Genomic DNA, 22,326 nt, shown 5'->3' on the forward strand with positions numbered 1-22,326 from the left:
GGTATTTATAGTGAATTAAATTCAAACCAGTACGGCGTTGCAAACGCATACACGGCGAGCGTTGTCGCCTTGTCCTGATTTGAATTTAATCTACTATAATGCCCACCTATTCATATTTTTATTTTGAGAAAACCATGATTTCCAAAAGCCTAGTCGTCCGATTAAAACTACTCACCGCATTATGGTTAGCCAGCACCCTATTTTCCATCACCTTCACCCTAGTCCTATCATGGCGACTAGAAGGTGGCGCAGCAGCAATTAACGACACAGGCGGCTTGCGTAAACAAACCTATCATCTCGTTCTATTGATTGCCAAAGAAACATCGCAGCGCACAATTGACGAAAAATTCCACGAATTTGAAAAAACACTCCAAACCCTCAAAAAAGGCGACCCACTCCGCCCCCTATTCTTACCAAATGATGCCAACGTTCGCCAATTACTGGCAGACGTAGAACAAACTTGGCAACAACAAATCAACCCCCATTTTCAGGCTGCATATCAAAACCACGGCGCACTCAATCGTGAAAAAATCGACACGTTTATCAATAAAATTGAAACGCTCACCCGTGCGATAGAAAAAATCAACTCAAAATACATCAACTGGTTACGCGCATTCCAGTTCAGCTTGATGATATTCACCATTATCGCCGTTTTCGTCATCGTGATTTTGCTGTATTCATGGATTATTAATCCCCTGCAAAAACTACAAATTGCTTTAAATGAAGTCCACTCAGGCAAAATCGGCATACAAGTTCCCGTAGAAAACCTAACCGAATTTGCCGCGCTAGACACAGGTTTCAACCGAATGAGCGCACACTTGCAAGAACTCTACGGCAATTTAGAACAACAAGTTTCCGACAAAACCCACGATTTAGAACAGAAGAACTACACCCTACAAACCCTATATTTCTTCTCCCACTTCCTAAACCAAGCGCAAACCGCCACCGAAGCCAGCCAAGTGTTCCTAGAGAAAATCATCGAACTCGTGCCAGCTCAAGCGGGCAGCATTCGCTTGATAGACTTAAAACGCCAACGCCTAGACCTAATCGCCCACGTACGGCTGCCTGAACACCTACAAACCGCAGAAGCCTGCCAACGCATTGACAGTCTATGCGGACAAACCGTTCAGCAGCCTGAATGGCAACCGATTTTTTTCCACAAAGCAGGTGCGCGCGCCGTAGAAATCCATGAAACCACTTGTCATCAGCTCGGTTTCAACTATTTGCGCGTGTTCAAAATTCGCTATAACGCGCAAGACCTCGGCATTATGACTCTGTATTTCAACGAAGAATACAATTTCAACAACCTAGCCGATTTGCTCGATTCCCTGTGTTACCAACTCGGCAGCGCAGTCAGCAATATCCGTCTAGCCGAAGAAAGCCGCCAACTTGCCGTCATGCAAGAACGCAACTTAATGGCGCAAGGACTGCACGACAGCATCGCACAAACGCTGACCTTCCTGAACCTGCAAGTACAAATGCTAGAAAGCGCACTCAACGCCAAAGAGCAAGAGCAAGCCGAAGAAAACCTTCAATTCATCAAAGACGGCGTACAAGAATGCTATGAAGACGTGCGTGAATTGCTGCTCAACTTCCGCACCAAAATCACGCGCAAAGAATTTTCCGAAGCCGTGGAAACGCTCACGCAACGCTTTGAGCAACAAACCCATGTCCGCACAAACGTGCAATGGCAAGGCAACGGTTTACCGCTCAGCAGCGAACAGCAACTGCAATTTATCTTCATCTTGCAAGAAAGCCTGTCCAACGTCCGCAAACACGCCCACGCGCAAAACGTGCAAATTACCTTTGAAAATTATGACGATTTTTCCATGACGATTGAAGATGATGGGCAAGGTTTTGACTTAGCGCGCCTAGAAAATCTTTCAGGCAGCCACGTTGGCTTGAACATCATGCGTGAACGAGCATTACGCATTCACGCCCATTTTGAGATAAAATCCGCCCTGCAAGAACACACAGTTATTCACTTAACCTTACCCAAAAAAGAGAGAGTGCTAGAATGAACGAAAAAATTAAAATCATCTTGATTGATGACCATACGCTGTTTCGCAGTGGCATAAAAGCCCTACTGGTGCGGCAGCCTGAATTTGATGTGGTCGGCGAAGCGTCTGACGGCTTGAGCGGCATTAAATTGATTGAGCAAAATCAGCCCGATGTGGTGCTGCTAGACTTGGATATGCCGATGATGAACGGGCGTGAAGCCTTGGCGCAAATTCTCAGCAGCCGCCCCAATCAAATCGTGATTATGCTGACCGTGTCTGAAGACAGCGAAGATTTAACCGAATGTATGCGACTGGGTGCGCGTGGTTTCTTGCTCAAGAACATCAACACCGATTTTTTGATTGATTCGATTAAACGCACCGTGCAAGGCGATAACGTCTTTTCACCTGAAATGACTGTGCGCTTGGTGCAATCGTTAATCTGCCCGAACACGCCCAACACAGGCAGCGCATTAGACACGCTCACCCCACGCGAATTGGAAATTTTGGGACACCTTGCCGTTGGACACAGCAATAAAATCATCGCTCGCCAACTGGATTTGGCAGAATCAACGATTAAAGTTCACGTTCAAAATATTTTGCGCAAGCTGGAATTGAGTAGCCGCGTTCAGGCTGCCGTGTATGCCGTGCAACACAAAGTGCCGCAGCCCGTTCAGCAAACACATTGACAATAAAAAGCAGCCTGAAAAAGTTTTCAGGCTGCTTTTTATTACTTAAAACGCTTCAGGATTTGCCAACCAAGCAGTTTCATTTTCCTTATTGCTGTAAAATTCCTGTTTCCAAATCGGCACTTCCGCTTTCACGGTGTCAATGATAAAGCGACACGCCGCAAACGCCGCATCACGATGTCCAGCCGTAACGCCAACCCACACCGCCATATCGCCAATATCCAAACGTCCCACGCGATGCACACAAACCGCATTTTCAATTTTAAATTGCTGTTTTGCTTGCTCAATTACCGCGTTGCCTTGCGTTCGCGCCAATTCTTCGTAAGTGCTGTAAATCAAATAATCCACACCCTTACCGTTATTGTGGTTTCGCACCCAGCCTTCAAAACAAGTAAACGCGCCGCACGTTTCATGCTGCGTTAATTGTTCGCGCAAAGCATTTGGGTCAATCTTTTTATCAGTAATATCAAACATTTTAACCTCCCGACACAGGCGGAATAAACGCCACAATATCACCCTCGTTCAATGGCGTATCCCACGCGCAAAAAGCGTGATTCACGGCAGCGCGTAGGCGCTCCTGAGGCAATTCAAAAGAATAGGCTGCCTGTAATTCGGCATACAATTCGGCTGGATTTTGTGCGCTGGTGTCGCGCGTTTCTTGCTCTTTGCCAGCTTGTTCACGCAAAGCAGCAAAATAGAGAATATTGATTTGTTTAGACATTTTATCTTTTCATTGATTGAGAAATTAATTTTCAGGCAGCCTGAAAGTAGCTTAACGATTAAATTCGCTTTTACCACCCGATTTATGCACAAGCTGAATATTGCCAATCACAATATCATGGCTCAATGCTTTGGTCATATCGTACACCGTCAGTGCGGCGGCAGACACGGCGGTCAAAGCTTCCATTTCCACGCCCGTTTTGTGGGTAACGCTCACTTCTGAGCAAATGTGCAAACTGTGCGTATCATCATGATAATTCATGTGAATTTTGCAGCGTTCCAACATCATCGGGTGGCAAAGTGGGATAATTTGCGCCGTGTTTTTCGCTGCCATAATGCCAGCCACTCGCGCAATTTCCGTAATCGTGCCTTTCGCGGTTTGACCGTGCGATGCTTGAATTTGTGCGTACACGTCAGGCGGAAAGTGCACCGAACCTTCGGCAATCGCCGTACGTTTGGTAATGGATTTGTTAGACACGTCCACCATGTGTGTGTGTCCGTCTGTGGTTAAGTGTGTAATTTTGTTTGACATAATTTACTTGTAAGTCGGGTTGGCAACCCGACATTTCATTAATGCTTGATATAAATGTCGGGCTGCCAGCCCGACTTACGGCAACTTTCAGGCTGCCTGAACCGCCCGTTCAAATTCTTCAGGCGTATTAAAATTGCACAAAGCCGACCAATTTTCAGGCATTGGCACGGTTTGAAAGGGCTGCGATTTCACAAAAAACTGCACGCGCTTATTGCCCGAATCCACCGCATTTTTCAGGCTGCCTGAAACCGCCACCGACCAATGCGCCAGCAACGGCAGAAGCTGCTCACCGTCCTGCAATGCAGTAATGCCTTGCGCGAAAATATCCGTATTTTGTAGCGAATTTAATCGCACAATCACATTTTCAGGCAGCAACAACGTATCGCACGACAACACATACAGCCCTGAAAAACCTTGCTGTTTTGCCAATTCCAACGCTGGCGAAATCGCCGATAACGCGCCTTGTTTGTCGGGCAACTGGTCGGGCAGATAAATCGCGCCGTCCGTGTCAGGATAACGCGCATTGTCTGCCGCGAGCCATACAGGACGGTGCGGCAGCGCGTTGGCGGTTTGTCGCGAAATCAGCGTTTGCCCTGCGTATTGCAGAAGCTGTTTCGGGCTACCCATGCGCGAGCTGCGTCCGCCACAGAGAATTAAAAGGGGATTATTCATGTTTCAGGCTGCCTGAAAATAATTTATATCTTATCCCACATATTAAACACACGAGTAAAACCGCAACTCTCAATGCGTGGGTCTAATTGTTTTTGAATAATTTTTTCCCAAGCCGTACGACACGCGCCCGTAGAGCCAGGGAGACAGAAAATCAGCGTTTTATTCGCAATCCCAGCAATCGCACGAGATTGAATCGTGGACATACCAATCTCTTCAAACGACACCGCGCGGAACATCTCGCCAAAACCGTCAATTTTCTTATCAAACAACAATTCCACTGCGTCAGGCGTTACATCACGCGGAAACATACCTGTGCCACCCGTAATCAACACCACGTTAATTTCAGGATTGGCAATCGCCACCGACACACATGCCCGAATATCATACAATTCATCGCGCACCCAATCACGCGAATGCAAAACGTGTTCACCGTCTTGCACCGCTTGCGCGAGATAATTGCCGCTACCGTCTTCCTTCGCGCTGCGCGTATCCGTTACCGTCAAAATATGCACATTGAGCGGACGAAATGCAGGCGCAGGTTTTTTAAATGGATTATCTTGGTTTGGGGTTTGAGCGTTGGACATGGTTAGCCTCCTGTCATGGATAAGTTTGTGATTAAACCGACTTTTTTGTCGTGCAAATAATGGTGTTCTGGTTTGAGCAACATGGTTTCATGTAGATATTGCGTTAAACCTGCGCGGTCATCGCGGTGCAAAAAGTCGCGCAAATCATACGCCACGCCGCCGAATAAGCACAAGTGCATTTTGCCTTGCGCGGTGATTCGCAAGCGGTTGCAACTGTTGCAAAAATCTTTGCTATACGGCGCAATAAAGCCAATTCCACCTGAAAAATCAGCATGATAATATTCACGCGCTGGGCCTGCGTGGGCATCGCGTGGACGAAGTTGCCAGCCTTGTTCAATCAAGCTGCGCTCAATCGTGCTGGCTGAAATGTGTTGCTGGTCAAAAAATTGGAAATTGTCGCCTGTTTGCATTAACTCGATGAAACGCAAGGTTACAGGGCGATTTTTGACAAATTCTAATGCGTCAGGCAGCGTTTTGTCGGCGTATTTTTTCAGTAATAAGGTATTGACTTTAATGCTGTAAAAACCTGATTCTAAAATGGAATCTAAATCATGCAAAATATTGGTGCATTCGCGTTTGCCTGTGATTTGGTAGAACGTTTCAGGGTCGAAACTATCAATGCTGATGTTTAATTTATCCAAACCTGCGGCGCGGTAATCGGCGAAATTTTTGCCTAATTTGAATGCGTTAGTCGTCAGCGCGATGCTTTCAATTTCAGGATTGGCACGGACGGTGGCGATGATTTCGGGTAAATCGCGGCGCAAGGTGGGTTCGCCGCCTGTTAAGCGGACTTTGCGTGTGCCGTTTTGGGCAAACACGGCGGACAGGGTTTCGATTTCAGGCAGCGTGAGTTCGTCTGGTTTGGCTTTGCCTTGGTAGCCGTCTGGTAGGCAATAGTTGCAACGGTAATTGCATAAGTCCGTGATAGATAAGCGTAAATAACTTAATCGGCGGTTGAATGGGTCGGTTAGATTCATGATGTGTTCTTCTTAGTACCACCTTGGCAGCCTGAAAAACTATCTTTCAGGCTGCCTGAATAATTATAAAAAGCGTTCTGTAAATGGCTGCACTTCAACCATGTCGCCCACCGCTAAATTGCCGCTTTCTTGCGCCAGCAACATAAAGGCATTGGCTTGGCTCACGCCTAACACGCGGTGCGAATCTTGCGAGCCGCAAGGGGCAACTGTCCACGAACCGTCTGCTTGGCGTGTGAGCGTGGCGCGTTGAATATCCATGCGTCCTGCGGATTTTTTTACGGGCGCGGTTAAGGCAGCCTGAATGCGGAATGGTTGCGGCATTTCGCTTGCGCCGCACAAACGCCACAGTGCTGATTTCACAAACATATCAAAGCCAACATAGCCTGAAATCGGATTGCCTGGGAGTCCAAAATACCACGCTTGTGATTCGCCTAATTGTCCGAATACAAATGGTTTACCTGGTTTCATTGCCACTTTGTAATGATGAATTTGCCCAATTTTTTCAACGGCTAAACGCAAATAATCGTAATCGCCAACGGATACACCACCCGAAGTCATCACCACATCAGCCGTTTTTGCGGCGTGTTCCAATCCAGATAAGACGGCTTCTAAATTGTCTTCAATTTTGCCCATGTCCACGATTTCAACAGGCAAATCACGCAAACGCGACATCAACATGTGGCGATTGCTATCGTAGATTTGTCCGTGTTCCGTGATGGGGTTGCTAGGCTCAACCAATTCATCGCCCGTGGATAATACGGCTACGCGGATTTTTGGCTGCACCGCCACGTTACCCACGCCCAAGCTCGCTAAAACGAGTACATCGGCATGATTTAAAATTCCGCCAGCCTGAAAAATAGCCTGATTTCTTTGGATTTCTTCGCCTGCAAAACGGATATTATTGCCTTCAGGCGTGTCTTTTGTGAGGACAATATTGCCTTGTGCGTCTGTTTCCGTGTTTTCTTGCATGGCAACGGCGACGAAACCTGTTGGCACGACTGCACCTGTCATAATGCGGATACACGCGCCGTTTTCAGGCTGCCCTGTAAATGGGCGACCTGCGGCTGATTCGCCTGCCAAACGCCATGCGCTGCCTGCTGCGGCAACGGTTGGAAATGCGTAGCCGTCCATTGCGGAAACATTGTTGGCTGGTACGTTGAGCGAAGAGATAATGTCTTGCGCCAACACTCGCCCTGCTGCTTGCGCCACAGGTATCGTTTCAGGTTGTCTGAAAGTGTGATGAACTGTGTCTAAAATCAATTTCTGCAAATCTGCAACGGGCGTGAGTGCCATGATGTTTCCTTCAAAAACTAGCTGAAAATAGTGCGTATTATAAAGATATTTCTAAAATGAATGAATGCCTAAAAAGCATGGATAGTTAATACTAAAGGAGTAGATAACTTTCAGGCTGCCTGAAAATATGATTATAATACGCGCACTTTCAAATTTTATGTAAAGGAAAAATCATGGCACAACATCACAAACTGATTATTTTGGGTTCTGGTCCTGCAGGTTACACGGCGGCGGTTTATGCGGCACGCGCGAATTTGCAGCCTGTCATTATTACGGGCATGGCGCAAGGCGGTCAGTTAATGACGACTACTGAAGTGGACAACTATCCTGCGTTTGCAGACGGCATTCAAGGCCCTGAATTGATGGAAAATTTCTTGAAACATGCAGAACGCTTCGGCACTGAAATCGTGTTTGATGAAATTCACACGGCTGAATTGACGCAACGTCCGTTCAAATTGATTGGCAGCATGGGCGAATATACTTGTGATGCGTTGATTGTGGCGACGGGTGCGTCTGCGCGTTATTTGGGCTTGCCAAGCGAAGAAACGTTTGCAGGAAAAGGCGTGTCTGCTTGCGCGACTTGTGATGGTTTCTTCTATAAAAACCAAGATGTTGCGGTGGTTGGTGGTGGTAACACGGCGGTGGAAGAGGCTTTGTATTTGGCGAATATTGCGAACAAAGTAACGCTGATTCATCGTCGCGATACGTTCCGTGCGGAAAAAATCATGATTGAAAAACTGATGAAACGCGTGGAAGAAGGCAAAATTGAGTTGAAACTGAATGCGGTGTTAGACGAAATTTTGGGCGATGATTCTGGCGTTTCTGGTGCACGTTTGAAAATGAATGATGGCGCGAGTGAAGAGATTGCGGTGAAAGGTGTGTTTATCGCGATTGGGCATAAACCGAATACGGATATTTTCAAAGGTCAGCTGGATATGGACGCGACGGGTTATTTAATCACGCGTGGTGGTAATGAAGGCAATGCTGGCGCGACCAATATTGAAGGTATTTGGGCGGCTGGTGATGTGAAAGACCATGTTTACCGCCAAGCGATTACGAGTGCGGCAAGTGGTTGTCAAGCGGCTTTGGACGCTGAGCGTTGGTTGGATAGTCAGTCTTAAGACTTAAAGATAAACGCAGCCTGAAAATTTTTTTCAGGCTGCGTTTGCTTTATATGATGAAGTTGTAATCATCGGCGTTAAGCGATTGGTCCATATCATCAGCTGGGATATTTTTGGATAAGCCGACTGTTTTGGCTGGCACGCCTACGACGGTGGTTTGTGGCTCTACATCGCGCACAACTACGCTGCCTGCGCCAATTTTGGCACATCGCCCTATTTTGATGTTGCCAAGCACTGAGGCGTTTGCGCCAATCATTACGCCGTCGCCAATTTTGGGATGTCGATCGCCGCTGTCTTTGCCTGAGCCGCCGAGTGTTACGCCATGCAAAAGTGAAATATCGTTGCCTAATACGGCGGTTTCGCCAATGACGATGCCTGTGCCATGGTCAAACATAATGCCGCGCCCGAATTTTGCACCTGGGTGAATATCTACGCCAAACACTTCTGATGCGCGATTTTGTAGGAAATAGGCTAGGGTTTTGCGTTTGTTTTTCCAGAGGCAGTGATTGATTCGGTGCGATTGTATGGCGTGAAAGCCTTTGAAATAGAGCAAGGGCAAGGAATATTGGTCGCAAGCGGGGTCGCGGTCGTAGCAGGCGGAAATATCGGCAATCACGGCTTGTACGACGTCGGGTTCGCTTTCTAGAATATTGATAAAGGTTTCGTATAGGGCGCGTGCATCCATGGTGCTGCTGGATAGTTTGCTGGATAGATGAAACGCTAATACGCGTGCTAGGCTGTTGTGGCGCAATACAGTGAGATGTAGGAAACTGGCGAGCATAGGCTCTTCGGCTGCTGCGGCTGTGATTTCTGCACGTATGGTTTGCCACATGGTTTGTTCGTTTTTCTTCATTTTTTCAGGCTGCATTTTAATTTAAAACGAGCTTATTCTACCCTATTTTTTGCTAACTTGATTTGTTGAGTTTTCAGTAATTTTTATTTTTTGATTGGTTAATATATAAGCGTTATGTTAAATAATGCTTTAAATAAAAATAATCGCAGCCTGAAAACTATTTTCAGGCTGCGATAAGTTAGCCTGCTACAGGATAAGTCCCTTTGACCAAAATGTCCCGATTCACATCTTGAATATCGCGCAATCCTGCAAACGCCATACTCAAATCCATTTCACGATACAAAATTTCCAGCGCACGAGTTACCCCTGCTTCGCCATACGCGCCCAACCCATACAAATGCGCTCGCCCAATCATCACGCCACGCGCACCCATCGCCCACGCTTTGAGCGCGCTCTGCCCTGTTGTGATACCGCCGTCCAGCCATACTTCAATTTTGTCGCCTACTGCGTCCACAATATTGGGTAACGCCTGAATGCTCGACAACGCGCCGTCCAACTGTCGTCCGCCATGATTGGAAACGATAATCGCATCTGCTCCATGTTGCACCGCCAGTTTCGCATCTTCCGCATCCATAATGCCCTTGATAACCAGCTTGCCGCCCCATAATTTTTTAATCCAAGACACATCGTCCCAGCTCAAACGTGGGTCAAATTGCTTCGCCGTCCACACGCTCACATCAGACAAATCTTCCACATCTTTCGCGTGTCCAATAATATTGCCAAAACCACGGCGTTGTGTGTTCAACATTTTCAAGCACCATTCAGGTTTCAGCGCAAAATTCAGCATATTCATCAATGTAGGACGCGGCGGCGCAGATAAACCATTTTTAATATCTTTATGACGCTGTCCCAAAATTTGCAAATCCGCCGTCAAAACCAACGCCGAACAATTCACGGCTTTCGCACGGCGAATCAAATCTGCAATAAACTCACGGTCGCGCATCACATATAATTGAAACCAAAATGGTTTGGTTGTGTTCGCCGCCACATCTTCCAGCGAACAAATCGACATTGTGGAAAGCGTGTACGGCACACCAAATTTTTCTGCTGCACGCGCCGCCAAAATTTCCCCGTCTGCGTGCATCATGCCTGTGAAACCCGTTGGAGAAATCGCAATCGGCATACGCACATCTTGCCCCAACATTTGGGTTACCAAGCTGCGGTTTTCCAAGTCAACCAACACTTTTTGGCGAAACTTAATCGCCGCAAAATCATCAGAATTGGCGCGCCAAGTCGATTCTGTCCACGAACCCGAATCCACATATTCATGGAACATTTTTGGTACTTTACAACGAAACACGCGGTGCAAATCTTCAATACACGTTACTTTATTCAAATCAGGTTTCATCGGCTCACTCGCAATCAGAACAAGAAAGTTCCATTGTTATAGATTTGGTAAAAAATGGCAAGTTTTGTTAAAATTTAGATTTTCAGGCAGCCTGAAACAGGAGAAATCATGAAAACATGGCACGAAGCCTTGGGCGAAGAAAAAACACAGCCCTACTTTCAAACCATCTTACAAACCGTCCGCACTGAACGCGAAAACGGGCAAACCATTTATCCGCCCGCCGCAGACGTGTTCAACGCATTCAAATACACCGAATTTGACCAAGTGAAAGTGGTGATTCTCGGGCAAGACCCTTATCACAACGTTGGGCAAGCGCACGGCTTATCGTTTTCCGTGCAGCAAGGCGTGCAAATTCCCCCATCGCTCGTCAATATTTACAAAGAACTCGCTACTGATGTACCAAATTTTCACATTCCGCAACATGGCTGTTTGACCCATTGGGCAGAACAAGGCGTTTTGCTGCTCAACACCGTGCTAACCGTTCGCGCCCACCAAGCGCATTCTCACGCCAACTTAGGCTGGGAAACTTTTACTGACCGCGTAATTGCTCAAGTCAACGCACACCGTGAACACGTTGTTTTCCTGCTTTGGGGCAGCCACGCACAGAAAAAAGGTGCGATGATTGACCGTTCACGCCATTTGGTTTTGACTGCGCCGCACCCTTCCCCACTTTCTGTCTATCGCGGCTTTTTCGGTTGCAAACATTTTTCGCAAACGAATGAATATCTGGCACAGCATGGAATTGAACCAATTGATTGGCAAATATAACAAAACGCAGCCTGAAAGTTTCAGGCTGCGTTTTTAAATTGTAACTGCTTATTTAGTTACCAAAACGTCTCTCAATACTTTACTAGCAGTGAATTTTGGCACGCGAGCAGCAGGGATTGTAATAGGTTGTTTCGTTTTAGGGTTCAAACCTTTACGTTCAGCGCGTTCAGCTACTTTGAAAGTACCAAAGCCAACCAAAGTAATCGTGTCGCCGTCTTTCAACGCAGTTTTTACCACACCAGTAAACGCGTCCAATGCTTTGCCAGCGTCAGTTTTAGTCAAACCAGCTTCTTTAGCAATCGCTTCAATCAATTCAGATTTATTCATAGGAATTTCCTTTCGGTAAGGAGTCAAAAATAAGGGGAACGCCCGAATATAGGGCATTTCCACGAGGTTTCATAACAATGTGAACTTATATCAAGCGGCTGCTTATTATGTCAAGCAATAAAACGATTGAAAAAATATTTTTTGTGTTTTACATCATTTATACAACACACCAGCAGCCTGAAACATTCTTTTTGCTTGACCTTATTAAATTTAAGGCAGCCTGAAAATAAAAAAAGACAGGATTTCTCCTGTCTTTCTGTTTCAGATTAGTGTTTCGCTTTTGCGCCAGATTTGGCTTTTTTTGGCTCAACTAATGTGTTTTCAGGCTGCGTTTCCGCCACATACGGCGTAGGCTGACGCTCCAAACCATATTCAAACACTTCATCAATCCATTGCACCGCGTGAATTTCCAAACCGTCTTTCACGTTTTGCGGAATTTCTTCCAAATCCTTCACATTGTCTTTTGGAATCAGAACGTGTTTGATGCCGCCGCGCAACGCCGCCAACAGTTTCTCTTTCAATCCGCCAATCGGCAATACTTCGCCGCGCAACGTGATTTCGCCAGTCATCGCCACATCAGTGCGAACAGGAATATTGGTCAAAGCAGAAACCATTGCCAATGTCATCGCAATACCTGCACTTGGACCGTCTTTCGGAGTCGCGCCTTCGGGAACGTGAACGTGCATATCGTTTTTCTCGTAGAAATCAGGCGCAATCCCCAAACTTTCCGCACGAGAACGCACCACAGACCACGCCGCCGAAATCGATTCCTGCATCACATCGCCCAATTTGCCTGTGCGAACAATCGCGCCTTTGCCTTTCAATGCAACCGCTTCAATCGTCAGCAATTCGCCACCGACTTCCGTCCATGCCAAACCCATTACTTGACCAATGCGATTTTCGCCAGCCGTTACGCCATAATCAAAACGACGCACGCCTAAAAATTCGCCCAAATTTTTTTCATCTACACGCAAAACTTTCGGCTTTTTGGCTTTCAGGCTGCCTGAAAGTTCATTTTTAATCACGGCTTTACGACAAATTTTTGCAATTTCACGGTCTAACGAACGCACGCCAGCTTCTCGTGTGTAATAGCGCACAATATCGCGCACGGCGGTTTCATTAATCGCCAATTCGCCGTCTTTCACACCATTGCGTTTCATTTGTTTTGGCACGAGGTATTGCATGGCAATGTTGATTTTCTCATCTTCTGTGTAACCCGACAAGCGGATAATTTCCATGCGGTCGAGCAGCGCAGGCGGAATATTGAAACTGTTTGACGTAGCGATAAACATCACATCACTCAAATCAAAATCCACTTCCACAAAATGGTCAGCAAACGCGCTATTTTGTTCAGGGTCAAGCACTTCCAACAACGCCGCCGCAGGGTCGCCACGGAAATCGTTGCCCAATTTGTCAATTTCGTCTAACAAGAACAATGGATTTTTCACGCCCACTTTCGTCATGCTTTGCATGATTTTGCCCGGCATTGAGCCAATGTAAGTACGGCGATGTCCGCGAATTTCGCTTTCATCTTTAACGCCGCCCAACGCCATGCGAACATATTTACGTCCTGTGGCTTTGGCGATGGATTCGCCCAACGAAGTTTTACCTACGCCCGGAGGGCCAACCAAGCACAAAATCGGACCTTTCAATTTATCGGTGCGTTTTTGAACTGCCAAATATTCCAAAATGCGTTCTTTAACTTTTTCCAAGCCGTAGTGGTCTTCGTTCAATACCAAATCGGCTTTGGCTAAATCTTTGCTGACACGCGTTTTTTTCTTCCACGGCAATTCAATCAGCGTTTCAATATAATTGCGAACAACCGTGCTTTCAGACGACATCGGCGGCATCATTTTCAATTTACGCAATTCCGACATGGCTTTTTCTTCGGCTTCTTTGCTCATGCCAGCGTCTTGGATTTGTTGCGCCAATTTTTCAAAATCGCGGCTATCTTCTTCTTCGCCCAATTCTTTTTGAATGACTTTGATTTGCTCGTTTAAATAGTAATCGCGCTGGTTTTTGTCCATTTGGCGTTTAACTTTGCCGCGAATGCGTTTTTCCAGTTGTGCGATTTCCAACTCGCCTTCAATTTGTGCCAACAAAAATTCCATGCGCTCGCCCACATCAGCCAACTCAAGCAATTTTTGACGTTGGTCTAATTTCAGTTGCAAATGCGCTGCAACCGTGTCCGTCATGCGACTGTTGTCGTCAATTTCATGAATGCTTGCCAACACTTCCGCAGGGATTTTTTTGTTGGCTTTAACGTATTGGTCAAACTGGCTCAATAAAGTGCGGTGCAAGGCTTCTTGGTCAGCAGGTTCTGCCACCACTTCTTGCATAGCAACCAAGTCCGATTCAAAATATTCGCCGTTGTCTGCAATGCCGCGCACAGACGCACGTTGTTTACCTTCCACCAGCACTTTCACTGTACCGTCAGGCAATTTCAATACTTGCATGATTTCGGAAATTGTTCCCACTTCATGCAAATCGTCAGGTGTTGGATCTTCATCGCTGCCATTTTTTTGCGCGACTAAGAAAATCATCTTTCCATCGTCCATCGCTGCATTGAGCGCGGCTACGGATTTTGGACGACCCACAAACAAAGGCAACACCATGTTGGGATAGACTACCATGTCGCGCAAAGGCAACGCTGGCATGATAAATGTTTTGGCTGCTTTTTTTCTTGCCATAATATTTCTCTTTAATTATTGAGTGTAATGTTTGCCCTAAATGGGGCAGTTTATTTGCTTTTCAAGACTTTCAGGCTGCCTGAAACCCAATTTATTGATTCCAGGCAGCCTGAAAATAAACTGCTATAAATTAGCGGGGACGACCACGGCGTTGTTTACCTTTGTTTTTACCTTGTTGTTTCGCCATTTCTTGCTGCGCGGCTTGTTTTGTGATTTTCGCGCCCAACTGCTTCTCAGCTTCTTGAACCGAACAACGCATAGCTTGGCTCGCAATCAACAACGCGTCAGAACGCGCTTGTCCGCCTGAAAAATACATACGACGCAAATCAGCTGGGTGGATTTTGCCATTTTTCAAATCGATGTTGAACTTCGCCGCGCTGTCCACCAGTTTCTTTTGTTTCCAATACATAAAACCAGTCGCACCGCCCACAATTACCGCCACAATCAGCACAGCAATCAATAACGCCCAATACCACGCTAAAGTACTACTGATATAAATCAAGCCCGTCAGCACAGCAACCATTGCCGCCCAAACTAAAAATCTACGTTGTGTATCCATTAAAATTCCTTTACTAAATTACAGGGGAAAATAGCTTTCAGAACGCAGCCTGAAAACCAAAAAAAACTCAAACTGCCAATTTCATCATCAACTGACGAAACGTCGCCCACGCATCGCCGTCTTCCACGCCTTTGATTTGACGGTCAATCCGCGCACATTCTTGCAACGCTTCAATCAACCGTATAGCAGACAACCGCGCCACCGCTTTAGGCGCAAGCGTTTGCTTATCGCCCCATAAGCGCAATTCATTACGCACCGCCTGCACCGACTTACCCTGTTTCAACGCCGCCGATAAACGGATTAGCGTTCGCACATCTTCAGCCACCGCCCACACCAGCAACACAGGTTCATCGCCTTCCGCTTCCAGTCCATCCAGCAAACGCATTACACGACGCACATCACCACCCATCCAAGCTGCCGCCAGTTGGAACACATCAAACCGCGCCACATTAGCCACCGCCTGCTCCGCGTCTTGCACCGTAATCAAATGCCCTTTCGGGTGCAGCAACACCAGCTTATCAATTTCCTGTTTCGCCGCCAGCAAATTGCCTTCCACCCGTTCCGCAAACAGCGCAACCGCTTCAGGCTCTGCCGACAAACCTTGTTGCTGCAACCGCTCGCCAATCCAAGCAGGCAACACCGTGCCAGTAACCGCTTTCGCTTCCAGCACCACGCCATTTTTTGCCAACGCCCCAAACCATTTAGACGAAATCTGCGCCTTTTCCAGTTTGGGCAGCACAATCAGCGCCACCGTGTCGGGCGGCAAATTTTCCGCCAGTTGCAGCAACGCTTCGCCACCATTCTTGCCAACCTTGCCATTGGGCACATGAATTTCCAGCAATTTTAAATCAGCAAATAAGCCCGCACTGCTCGCCCCAGCCAGCACTTCGCCCCAATCAAAGCTAGGTGAATCCACCGTATAACTTTCGCGGTTCAAATAACCCCGTCGCTTGGCCGCCGCGCGAAGTGTATCCACTGCTTCAATCCGCAGCAAATCTTCTTCGCCATGCAGCACATACAACGGTTTTAACCCACTTTTCAGGCTGCCAACCAGTTGATTAATGTCCAGTTGCGGCATTATTGCGCTGCCTTTGTTTCAGGCTGCGTTTGTTTATTCACCGCGCCCAGCTGGCGAACAATTTGGCGCGCTGCGTCATCACGCATTTCGTTCCAAATCATCGCTGCTTCTTCGCCTTTGCCCAGTGTTTCGCTGTCTGAATAAGGCATGGTTCGGCGAATATCCGCGCGCAGCAAATTGCCCCACGGCTTGCCATCGCGATACGCTTGCGCTGTTACACGCATAGACAGCAAATATTCGTTCAATTTCGCACCACGCGTAATCGTGTACGCATCACGCTTACTATCAAACGACAACACGCGCACTTCTGCTTGCGCTTCCACCGCCGAAACAGGTTCAGCCGAAGCATAACGCAAGGCTTTTTCCAGAGATTCTTGCAACTGGTCGCCTGATACTTGCCACAATTTTACGGGCAATTGTTCGTGTGCATGTGTGCCTTTCAGATGAAAACCGCAGCCTGAAAGCAACAACGCTACACCTAATCCTACAAATTTTTTCATAAATGATGAAATGATAAGCTATGTTAAGAAAACGTATTATAGCGGAGTTAGTTAAAATTGTTTCACATTTTGACTAATCTCACTTTTCAGGCTGCATTTTGTCGCGCTGACAACTGTTTCGCCAAATGCGCCACAATCTCACGCGCCACCTCATCTTTACCCATTTCAGGCAACGACACTTCGCCATCATCGCTCAAAATTGTGATGATATTCGTTGCCTTGCCCATCGCGTCCGACACCTGATTAGCCACCAACATCGGCACATTTTTCTTCGCTCGTTTTGCTCGAGCATACGCCAACACGTTTTCACTTTCCGCCGCAAAACCCACACAAAACGGCGCATTTGCCAACGCTGCCACTTCGCGCAAAATATCAGGATTTTCCGTCAGCTCAATCACAGGCGCGTTGCCCGAACCATCTTTTTTCAGCTTTTGCTCACTCTGATTTGCCACGCGATAATCCGCCACCGCCGCCACCGAAATAAACACATCTTGCCCTTGAGAAAGCAGCCTGAAAACGCTGTCATACATATTTTTCGCGCTGATTGCCTGTTCCGTGTGAACCAAGTTTTCAGGCAGCTTTGCGCTGATTTTGCCGTACACCACGCTCACGTCCGAGCCCGCTTCCCGACACGCTCGCGCCAACGCCATGCCCATTTGTCCGCTAGAAATGTTTGTGATACCACGCACAGGGTCAATCGCCTCGTAAGTCGCGCCCACCGTCAGCAAAACGCGCTTGCCCAACAAGGGTTTCGGCGACCAAAAATCGGGCAGCAATTCGGCAATTTGTGCCGCTTCCAACATTCGCCCCTCGCCCACTTCACCGCAAGCCTGTTCGCCATGCGCAGGCATTAAAACGTGAACGCCATCGGTTTTCAGGCTGCCGATGTTGCGTAGGTTGGCAGGGTTGCGCCACATTTGCACGTTCATCGCAGGCGCAACCACCAACGGACAGGTTCGTGCTGCTGCCATTTCGGTAATCAAATTGTCCGCAATGCCGTGCGCGATTTTGGCAAGCGTGTTGGCGGTGGCTGGCGCGATAAGCATAATATCCGCCGCGCGAGTGGCGTTGATGTGCGCCATGCCGTTGCCTGCGCCCTCACCGTTTTCTGTGAGTACGAGATTGCCGCTCAGGGCTTGAAAGGTTTGAACGGTTACAAATTCGCTGGCAGCTTTGGATAGCGCAACGGTTACGGTGTATCCTTGTTTTTTTAACAGGCGCACGAGTTCGCAAGATTTATATGCTGCAATGCCACCTGTTACGGCGAGAAGAATGTGTTTTTGCATGGTGTTTTCCAGTTTTTTTGTGAACGTGTATTTTAACTTTTCAGGCTGCATTGCCAAAGTCCTTATGTGCTAGATGCACACGGCGGACGTTGTCGCCTTGTCTCATTTTTATTTTAGGTGATATCCTGAAAAGTGTGCTGTAAAACTAAACAATGCCAAAGTGAATATCAAAGAAAGCTAAATCAAAAACTTTCTTATGATAAAACATACTTTTAGAAAAGCAACACGTTTTTCTAAACGCTCGCCTTACTTTGTGCCGTAAACGACAGTTATTACCCTCAATGCTAACTGTGTGTTGCTTACCAACTAGATACCATTTTTCATATGAGTTGGTAAACGAAATACAAAAGAAGCCTGCACTTTAAATGAGCAAAAGTGCAGGCTGCTTTTTTGTTTTAGAACCCGTATTCACAAACAACTATTTGATAAATTTTAATATTTGTGAAATATACCCTAGTTTAACAAAATTTTCAGCAGATAAATTCGTCTGCTCAAAATCTTTTGCTAAACGTCGAGACCAACCTAACCATGCAAACGTTCGTTCTACAATCCAACGTTTGGGCAGAATATGCCAAGAAATATCTTGAATTCTCTTTGAAATCTCAACAGTTAAACCCAATTGCTCTGATACTTCACGCTCAAATGTATTCCGATAACCTGCGTCCGCACAGAAACCTTTTAAACTCGGATAGGTCTCAAACGCTTTTTTTGCTACAAAAATACCTGCTTTTGTGTCATGAATATTGGCTGCATGAACCACAACAGACAATAGATTACCCAACGTATCAACAGCTATATGTCGCTTACGACCTTTGATTTTTTTACCTCCATCAAAACCTTTATCATGTGCGCTAGAAGCTGTTTTGACACTTTGTGAATCAAGAATGGCATAAGTTGGCATTGCTTGTTTTTGATGGATTAAACGTTTTTTTGAACCAATGCCAAAAGAATTCTATCCCATAAGCCTGATTGATTGGCTCTGCGATAGAAACTCCATACGGTTGAATAAGGTGGAAAATCATTGGGCAGCATACGCCATTGGCAACCTGTTTTGGTGATGTACAAAACGGCATTCACTAATTGACGTTTATCCTATTTGTAGTGGCGTAGCTGGTTAAAATATGGCTCAATCGCTTGCCATTGGGCATCTGTTAAGTCTGTTGGGTAGGATTTTCTAGTCATAAGGATATTTTATCATTTTTGTGAATACAGGTTCTCAATTTCAGGCAGCCTGAAACCGTTGATTGAGTACCGCCAACATTTCATTTTCATGCTGCTTTATGATGTCTTCATTCCACTTATCCGCCAATTCAAACATCAACATCAATTTAAAACTTGGGTTGTCCATATTACTGAAATTGGCTTTTTTCGCGGCTGGCAAATTGTTGGTAAATTTGGAATTGATATTGGACGGCAACAAGCACAAATTCCCAAAACTGTGCAACACATTATCAGACAAACGCTGGTGCTGTTCATCGGGATTTTGCGGATAAAAATGTTCCACCGATGTACGAAATGCAAAACGGAATTTGTCTTTGTATTGGTTGTATTTTTCGTTTTTCCACAGCAAATAATCCAAACGATTAAAAATAAAATTGGGGATTTGTATGCCTGTTTCTTTGAAAATTTTTGGGTAAGTTAAATGTTCAGGCAGCCTGAAATTTTCTTGCGTAATCAAATCAAAAAACGCCACCTTTTTATCATTTCCATAATACCCAAAATAATAACGGTCGCTTAAATCTTCCAAAAAACGCTGGTAATCGGCAACAGTCGGTTCGGCAGAGCGAAAATACAACCAACGCAACACCGCATACAGCCAGTTTTTGTACACCAAAGATGGTAGCGAAACGTGAAACATAGCCAACAACATTACAATGCTATTTTGTTCATTTTGAATAGAAAAAGTGTTGTCAAATTGATAACTGCTCTTGTTATACGGCTTAATGGTAAGCAGAGACCAATGGTCATCTTTATTGCTATCGGTTTTAATTACATAACGGTCAAACAAATAACGGCATTGGCACAAGGTTTTAGCAAATTGGCAAATTTTTTTCTTATCCCATTCTTCTACTTTGATAGTTTCTAATAATTTGCGTTCATCTAACACAATGTTTTTTGCATTTTCCACATCGCCTGTTTCCTTTTCTACAAAAATACGCAAAACGTGCATTAAAAAGTTAGGAAAATCAATTACAGAATGAAAACGCTCTGATGTTTCTTGTTGTTCATCTTTTCCGTCTGATTGACTTGCTTCAAATTTATTTTCAATCAATTGAAGAATGGTTGTAGAAACATCAGATTCTTTTGCAGAAAAAGCCTGCTTAATACTATCGGAATTTAATTGAAATTCTTGGTAATTGTTACCAAAAATTGCCTTTCTTGCTGCTGGCTTAAATCCTAAAACCATATAGCGATTCATATCAGAGCAAGCGTCCCAACTTTGCGAAAAAGCCTCTTGCATTCGTGATGTTGCATGGCAATCATTCAAACAGCTTAATAATCGCGCTTTTAAAATCTCGTGTTTTTCCAATTGTTCGCCGCGCGTGTTCATGATTTCAAAATAATGATTCAAATCGGTTTTCGGCGGCATTTCGGTGCGGATAATGTACACATTGTCCAAAATAAATTGAGCAAATTTTACCGAATATTCAGGCAGCCAATTTTGCTTAATCGCTTTTAAGGCTGCCTGAAAATGTTCGGGCAACTGATTGGGTTGATGTAAATGAGCGGCAAAATCTTGGCGATGTTCAAACGAAATATTGGGCTTGTCAGCAAGATTCAGGCTACCTGAAAATTGATTGCGTAATTGATGCGCCAGTAATGTGAATGTGGTTAAACGCTGCTGTCCATCAATCACTTCCAGTAACGCATTCTCGCGGCGATAAACCACCAAGCTGCCAATGTAATAATGCTCGCTTTGGCGTTGAAACGCCTGATACATATCGCTTAACAAAGGGCTAATTTCTTTATCTGTCCACGCATAATTGCGTTGATAAATGGGAATAATATAGCGGTCTTGATGAAGTAATTGGAAAATTGAAAGGGTTAATTCTTGACTCATTTTGTTTTTTCCACGCCTAAAATTTGAAATAGGGTTGAATACACATTGCTGTAACGTACTTCGTTGGGCTGCAAAATTGGGTTGATGTATTGCCACACATCGCTAGGCTGTTTGGCGCGTTGTATGCACACCAGTAAACCTTTGATGTGGTTGGCGTAATTATCCACGCTGGCAAATTCAATGCGTTGATACGTCAAACGCATTTGATACACCCACACAAAAATTTTCCGAATTACCCTATCTAGCTGTATTTCGCCAAATTTATCCACATACAACAAAACGGTGCATTCAAATAATTGCCGTAAAAAACTCATGCCTTTGCCTGTGCCGTGATGATGTTGTAAATAATCGTGAATGTCGGCAAGCGATGAAATTTGGCTTAACTTGCCTGTGTGTTTATCAAAAATGTGCCGATAGTGGTCGCGATAATATTCAATAAAATCAAAAAAATATTTGCCATTAAGCAGCACTTGATTGATTTGAAAGGCTGCCTGAATATGCGGATAGGCAAATTTGGTCGCCATTAAATAGGGGTAATGCTGCTGGCTGGATACGCCTTTAAATGTGTCTAATTGCTGAATGGTAAAGTGTTCGCCCGATTCGCGCTCGTGCCAACGTCGTAGCGGAAACAGCGTTTTACTGATGATTTTGTGCAAATTGATTTCCTGTGGCGACAATAACGCGGTGTGTTCCCAACGCTCTACACAAGGGAAAATTTGGCTTTCAGGCAGCCTGCATTGCTGCATTTCGCGTAAATGATAGGCTTTGAGCAAATCGTAAGGTTCAAGCGGTTTGCCACGCGCATTTTGTGAATCAAAAAATTGAAATGCTTCGTCCAAATTATCCAAAGTAACACACACCATTTCACACGTTTGCAAAATGTAATTGGCAAAATTTTGTTTATTTTCAATGAAATTTTCACGACAATAATGTTGAATAAATTGATAATTTTGTACCACATTGTGTTGGCTAGTGCTGTGATTGAGTTTTTCAGCCAGCAAACCATTTTGTTTACCTGTGAGTGCGTACACAATTAGGGAAAGCGTAATAAGACGTTGTTGTCCATCCACAATTTCGTGGCGCGATGAATCGTTGTGCAATACGACTGTGCCAATGCGATATATGATGTTGTTTTCGTGATGATGTTGTAAATCTTGCAAGAGCTGCAAAATGTGTTTGGCTTGCCATTTGTAGGGGCGTTGGTAATGCGGTATGTGTAACGGAAGTTGGAAAATAGATTGAATGGCGTGGATTTGACAGTTATGCATGAT

Annotated in this window: 23 protein-coding genes and 2 pseudogenes; 4 read left to right on the top strand and 21 right to left on the bottom strand. The window is 45.6% G+C overall.

Translation table 11 applies throughout. From position 1 onward, the window contains the following. Window positions 1–134: 134 nt before the first annotated feature. Both QEO93_RS02770 and QEO93_RS02775 read left to right on the top strand, forming a co-directional pair. Window positions 135–2,021 carry a histidine kinase gene (locus QEO93_RS02770; RefSeq protein WP_032137513.1) on the top strand — a complete coding sequence of 629 codons (1,887 nt, stop codon included), beginning with the start codon at window positions 135–137 and terminating at the stop codon, window positions 2,019–2,021. Next, window positions 2,018–2,686 carry a response regulator gene (locus tag QEO93_RS02775; protein WP_085815527.1) on the top strand — a complete coding sequence of 223 codons (669 nt, stop codon included), beginning with the start codon at window positions 2,018–2,020 and terminating at the stop codon, window positions 2,684–2,686. The genes QEO93_RS02770 and QEO93_RS02775 overlap by 4 nt, the downstream gene beginning before the upstream one ends. 45 nt (window positions 2,687–2,731) lie before the next feature. Here the strand turns inward: QEO93_RS02775 and QEO93_RS02780 are convergent, their stop codons facing one another. From QEO93_RS02780 to moeA, 7 genes are all read right to left on the bottom strand, one after another. After that, window positions 2,732–3,160, bottom strand: a complete 429-nt coding sequence (locus QEO93_RS02780; RefSeq protein ID WP_085815528.1) for a molybdenum cofactor biosynthesis protein MoaE — start codon at window positions 3,158–3,160, stop codon at window positions 2,732–2,734. A gap of 1 nt (window position 3,161) precedes the next feature. Further along, window positions 3,162–3,407, bottom strand: a complete 246-nt coding sequence (gene moaD / locus QEO93_RS02785; protein ID WP_085815529.1) for a molybdopterin converting factor subunit 1 — start codon at window positions 3,405–3,407, stop codon at window positions 3,162–3,164. 51 nt (window positions 3,408–3,458) lie between these two features. Next, a complete protein-coding gene (gene moaC / locus QEO93_RS02790) occupies window positions 3,459–3,938 on the bottom strand; it encodes a cyclic pyranopterin monophosphate synthase MoaC (protein WP_085815530.1) in 480 nt (159 codons plus the stop codon). An 87-nt stretch (window positions 3,939–4,025) separates the two neighbouring features. Beyond that, the gene (gene mobA / locus QEO93_RS02795) at window positions 4,026–4,610 is read right to left on the bottom strand and encodes a molybdenum cofactor guanylyltransferase (protein WP_085815531.1); all 585 of its coding nucleotides are present in this window, start codon (window positions 4,608–4,610) and stop codon (window positions 4,026–4,028) included. 23 nt (window positions 4,611–4,633) lie between these two features. Then, window positions 4,634–5,194, bottom strand: a complete 561-nt coding sequence (moaB, locus tag QEO93_RS02800; protein ID WP_085815532.1) for a molybdenum cofactor biosynthesis protein B — start codon at window positions 5,192–5,194, stop codon at window positions 4,634–4,636. Window positions 5,195–5,196: 2 nt separating this feature from the next. Next, window positions 5,197–6,171, bottom strand: coding sequence for a GTP 3',8-cyclase MoaA (gene moaA, locus QEO93_RS02805; RefSeq protein WP_085815533.1), 975 nt, complete (start codon window positions 6,169–6,171; stop codon window positions 5,197–5,199). Between the two features lie 63 nt (window positions 6,172–6,234). Further along, the gene (gene moeA / locus QEO93_RS02810; protein WP_085815534.1) at window positions 6,235–7,464 is read right to left on the bottom strand and encodes a molybdopterin molybdotransferase MoeA; all 1,230 of its coding nucleotides are present in this window, start codon (window positions 7,462–7,464) and stop codon (window positions 6,235–6,237) included. A 173-nt stretch (window positions 7,465–7,637) separates the two neighbouring features. Between moeA and trxB the strand changes: the two genes are divergently transcribed. After that, on the top strand, window positions 7,638–8,585 hold the full coding sequence (gene trxB / locus QEO93_RS02815; protein WP_085815535.1) for a thioredoxin-disulfide reductase: 948 nt from the start codon (window positions 7,638–7,640) through the stop codon (window positions 8,583–8,585). 49 nt (window positions 8,586–8,634) lie between these two features. Here trxB and cysE read toward each other — a convergent pair whose 3' ends face one another. Together cysE and QEO93_RS02825 are read right to left on the bottom strand one after the other, a co-directional pair. Next, window positions 8,635–9,438, bottom strand: a complete 804-nt coding sequence (gene cysE / locus QEO93_RS02820) for a serine O-acetyltransferase (RefSeq protein ID WP_032137511.1) — start codon at window positions 9,436–9,438, stop codon at window positions 8,635–8,637. A gap of 178 nt (window positions 9,439–9,616) precedes the next feature. Then, window positions 9,617–10,786 (bottom strand): alpha-hydroxy acid oxidase, encoded by a 1,170-nt coding sequence (locus QEO93_RS02825; protein ID WP_032137495.1) that lies wholly within the window; start codon window positions 10,784–10,786, stop codon window positions 9,617–9,619. A 108-nt stretch (window positions 10,787–10,894) separates the two neighbouring features. On the opposite strand from QEO93_RS02825, the gene ung reads away from it, so the two are divergent. Further along, window positions 10,895–11,554: a uracil-DNA glycosylase gene (gene ung / locus QEO93_RS02830; protein ID WP_032137494.1), complete on the top strand. Its 660-nt coding sequence runs from the start codon at window positions 10,895–10,897 to the stop codon at window positions 11,552–11,554. Between the two features lie 48 nt (window positions 11,555–11,602). Here the strand turns inward: ung and QEO93_RS02835 are convergent, their stop codons facing one another. The 12 genes and pseudogenes from QEO93_RS02835 to QEO93_RS02885 form a co-directional block, all read right to left on the bottom strand. After that, on the bottom strand, window positions 11,603–11,881 hold the full coding sequence (locus QEO93_RS02835) for an HU family DNA-binding protein (RefSeq protein WP_032137493.1): 279 nt from the start codon (window positions 11,879–11,881) through the stop codon (window positions 11,603–11,605). 266 nt (window positions 11,882–12,147) lie between these two features. After that, the gene (gene lon / locus QEO93_RS02840; protein WP_032137492.1) at window positions 12,148–14,571 is read right to left on the bottom strand and encodes an endopeptidase La; all 2,424 of its coding nucleotides are present in this window, start codon (window positions 14,569–14,571) and stop codon (window positions 12,148–12,150) included. A gap of 130 nt (window positions 14,572–14,701) precedes the next feature. Then, the gene (locus QEO93_RS02845) at window positions 14,702–15,130 is read right to left on the bottom strand and encodes a hypothetical protein (protein WP_032137491.1); all 429 of its coding nucleotides are present in this window, start codon (window positions 15,128–15,130) and stop codon (window positions 14,702–14,704) included. Window positions 15,131–15,197: 67 nt separating this feature from the next. After that, a complete protein-coding gene (gene holA, locus QEO93_RS02850) occupies window positions 15,198–16,208 on the bottom strand; it encodes a DNA polymerase III subunit delta (RefSeq protein WP_032137490.1) in 1,011 nt (336 codons plus the stop codon). After that, a complete protein-coding gene (locus QEO93_RS02855) occupies window positions 16,208–16,708 on the bottom strand; it encodes an LPS-assembly lipoprotein LptE (protein ID WP_032137489.1) in 501 nt (166 codons plus the stop codon). Before QEO93_RS02855 ends, holA begins: the two co-directional genes overlap by 1 nt. Before the next feature lie 86 nt (window positions 16,709–16,794). Further along, window positions 16,795–17,994 carry a bifunctional phosphopantothenoylcysteine decarboxylase/phosphopantothenate--cysteine ligase CoaBC gene (gene coaBC / locus QEO93_RS02860; RefSeq protein WP_032137510.1) on the bottom strand — a complete coding sequence of 400 codons (1,200 nt, stop codon included), beginning with the start codon at window positions 17,992–17,994 and terminating at the stop codon, window positions 16,795–16,797. Between the two features lie 145 nt (window positions 17,995–18,139). Next, window positions 18,140–18,304 (bottom strand): annotated as a pseudogene (locus QEO93_RS02865) (IS1 family transposase); the annotation flags it as partial. Between the two features lie 108 nt (window positions 18,305–18,412). Then, on the bottom strand, window positions 18,413–18,895 hold the full coding sequence (locus tag QEO93_RS02870) for an IS5 family transposase (RefSeq protein WP_085815393.1): 483 nt from the start codon (window positions 18,893–18,895) through the stop codon (window positions 18,413–18,415). A gap of 17 nt (window positions 18,896–18,912) precedes the next feature. After that, window positions 18,913–19,074, bottom strand: a pseudogene (locus QEO93_RS02875) (transposase); the annotation flags it as partial. A 12-nt stretch (window positions 19,075–19,086) separates the two neighbouring features. After that, window positions 19,087–19,176: a transposase gene (locus QEO93_RS11660; protein ID WP_425337432.1), complete on the bottom strand. Its 90-nt coding sequence runs from the start codon at window positions 19,174–19,176 to the stop codon at window positions 19,087–19,089. 40 nt (window positions 19,177–19,216) lie between these two features. Beyond that, window positions 19,217–21,055, bottom strand: a complete 1,839-nt coding sequence (locus QEO93_RS02880; RefSeq protein WP_085815537.1) for a DUF262 domain-containing protein — start codon at window positions 21,053–21,055, stop codon at window positions 19,217–19,219. Beyond that, complete coding sequence (locus QEO93_RS02885; RefSeq protein ID WP_032136846.1) at window positions 21,052–22,323, bottom strand: DUF262 domain-containing protein; 1,272 nt, start codon at window positions 22,321–22,323, stop codon at window positions 21,052–21,054. Before QEO93_RS02885 ends, QEO93_RS02880 begins: the two co-directional genes overlap by 4 nt. Between the last annotated feature and the right edge of the window lie 3 nt (window positions 22,324–22,326).

The sequence above is a fragment of the Kingella negevensis genome (genome assembly GCF_030177895.1).
GTDB classification, from domain to species: Bacteria; Pseudomonadota; Gammaproteobacteria; order Burkholderiales; family Neisseriaceae; genus Kingella_C; species Kingella_C negevensis.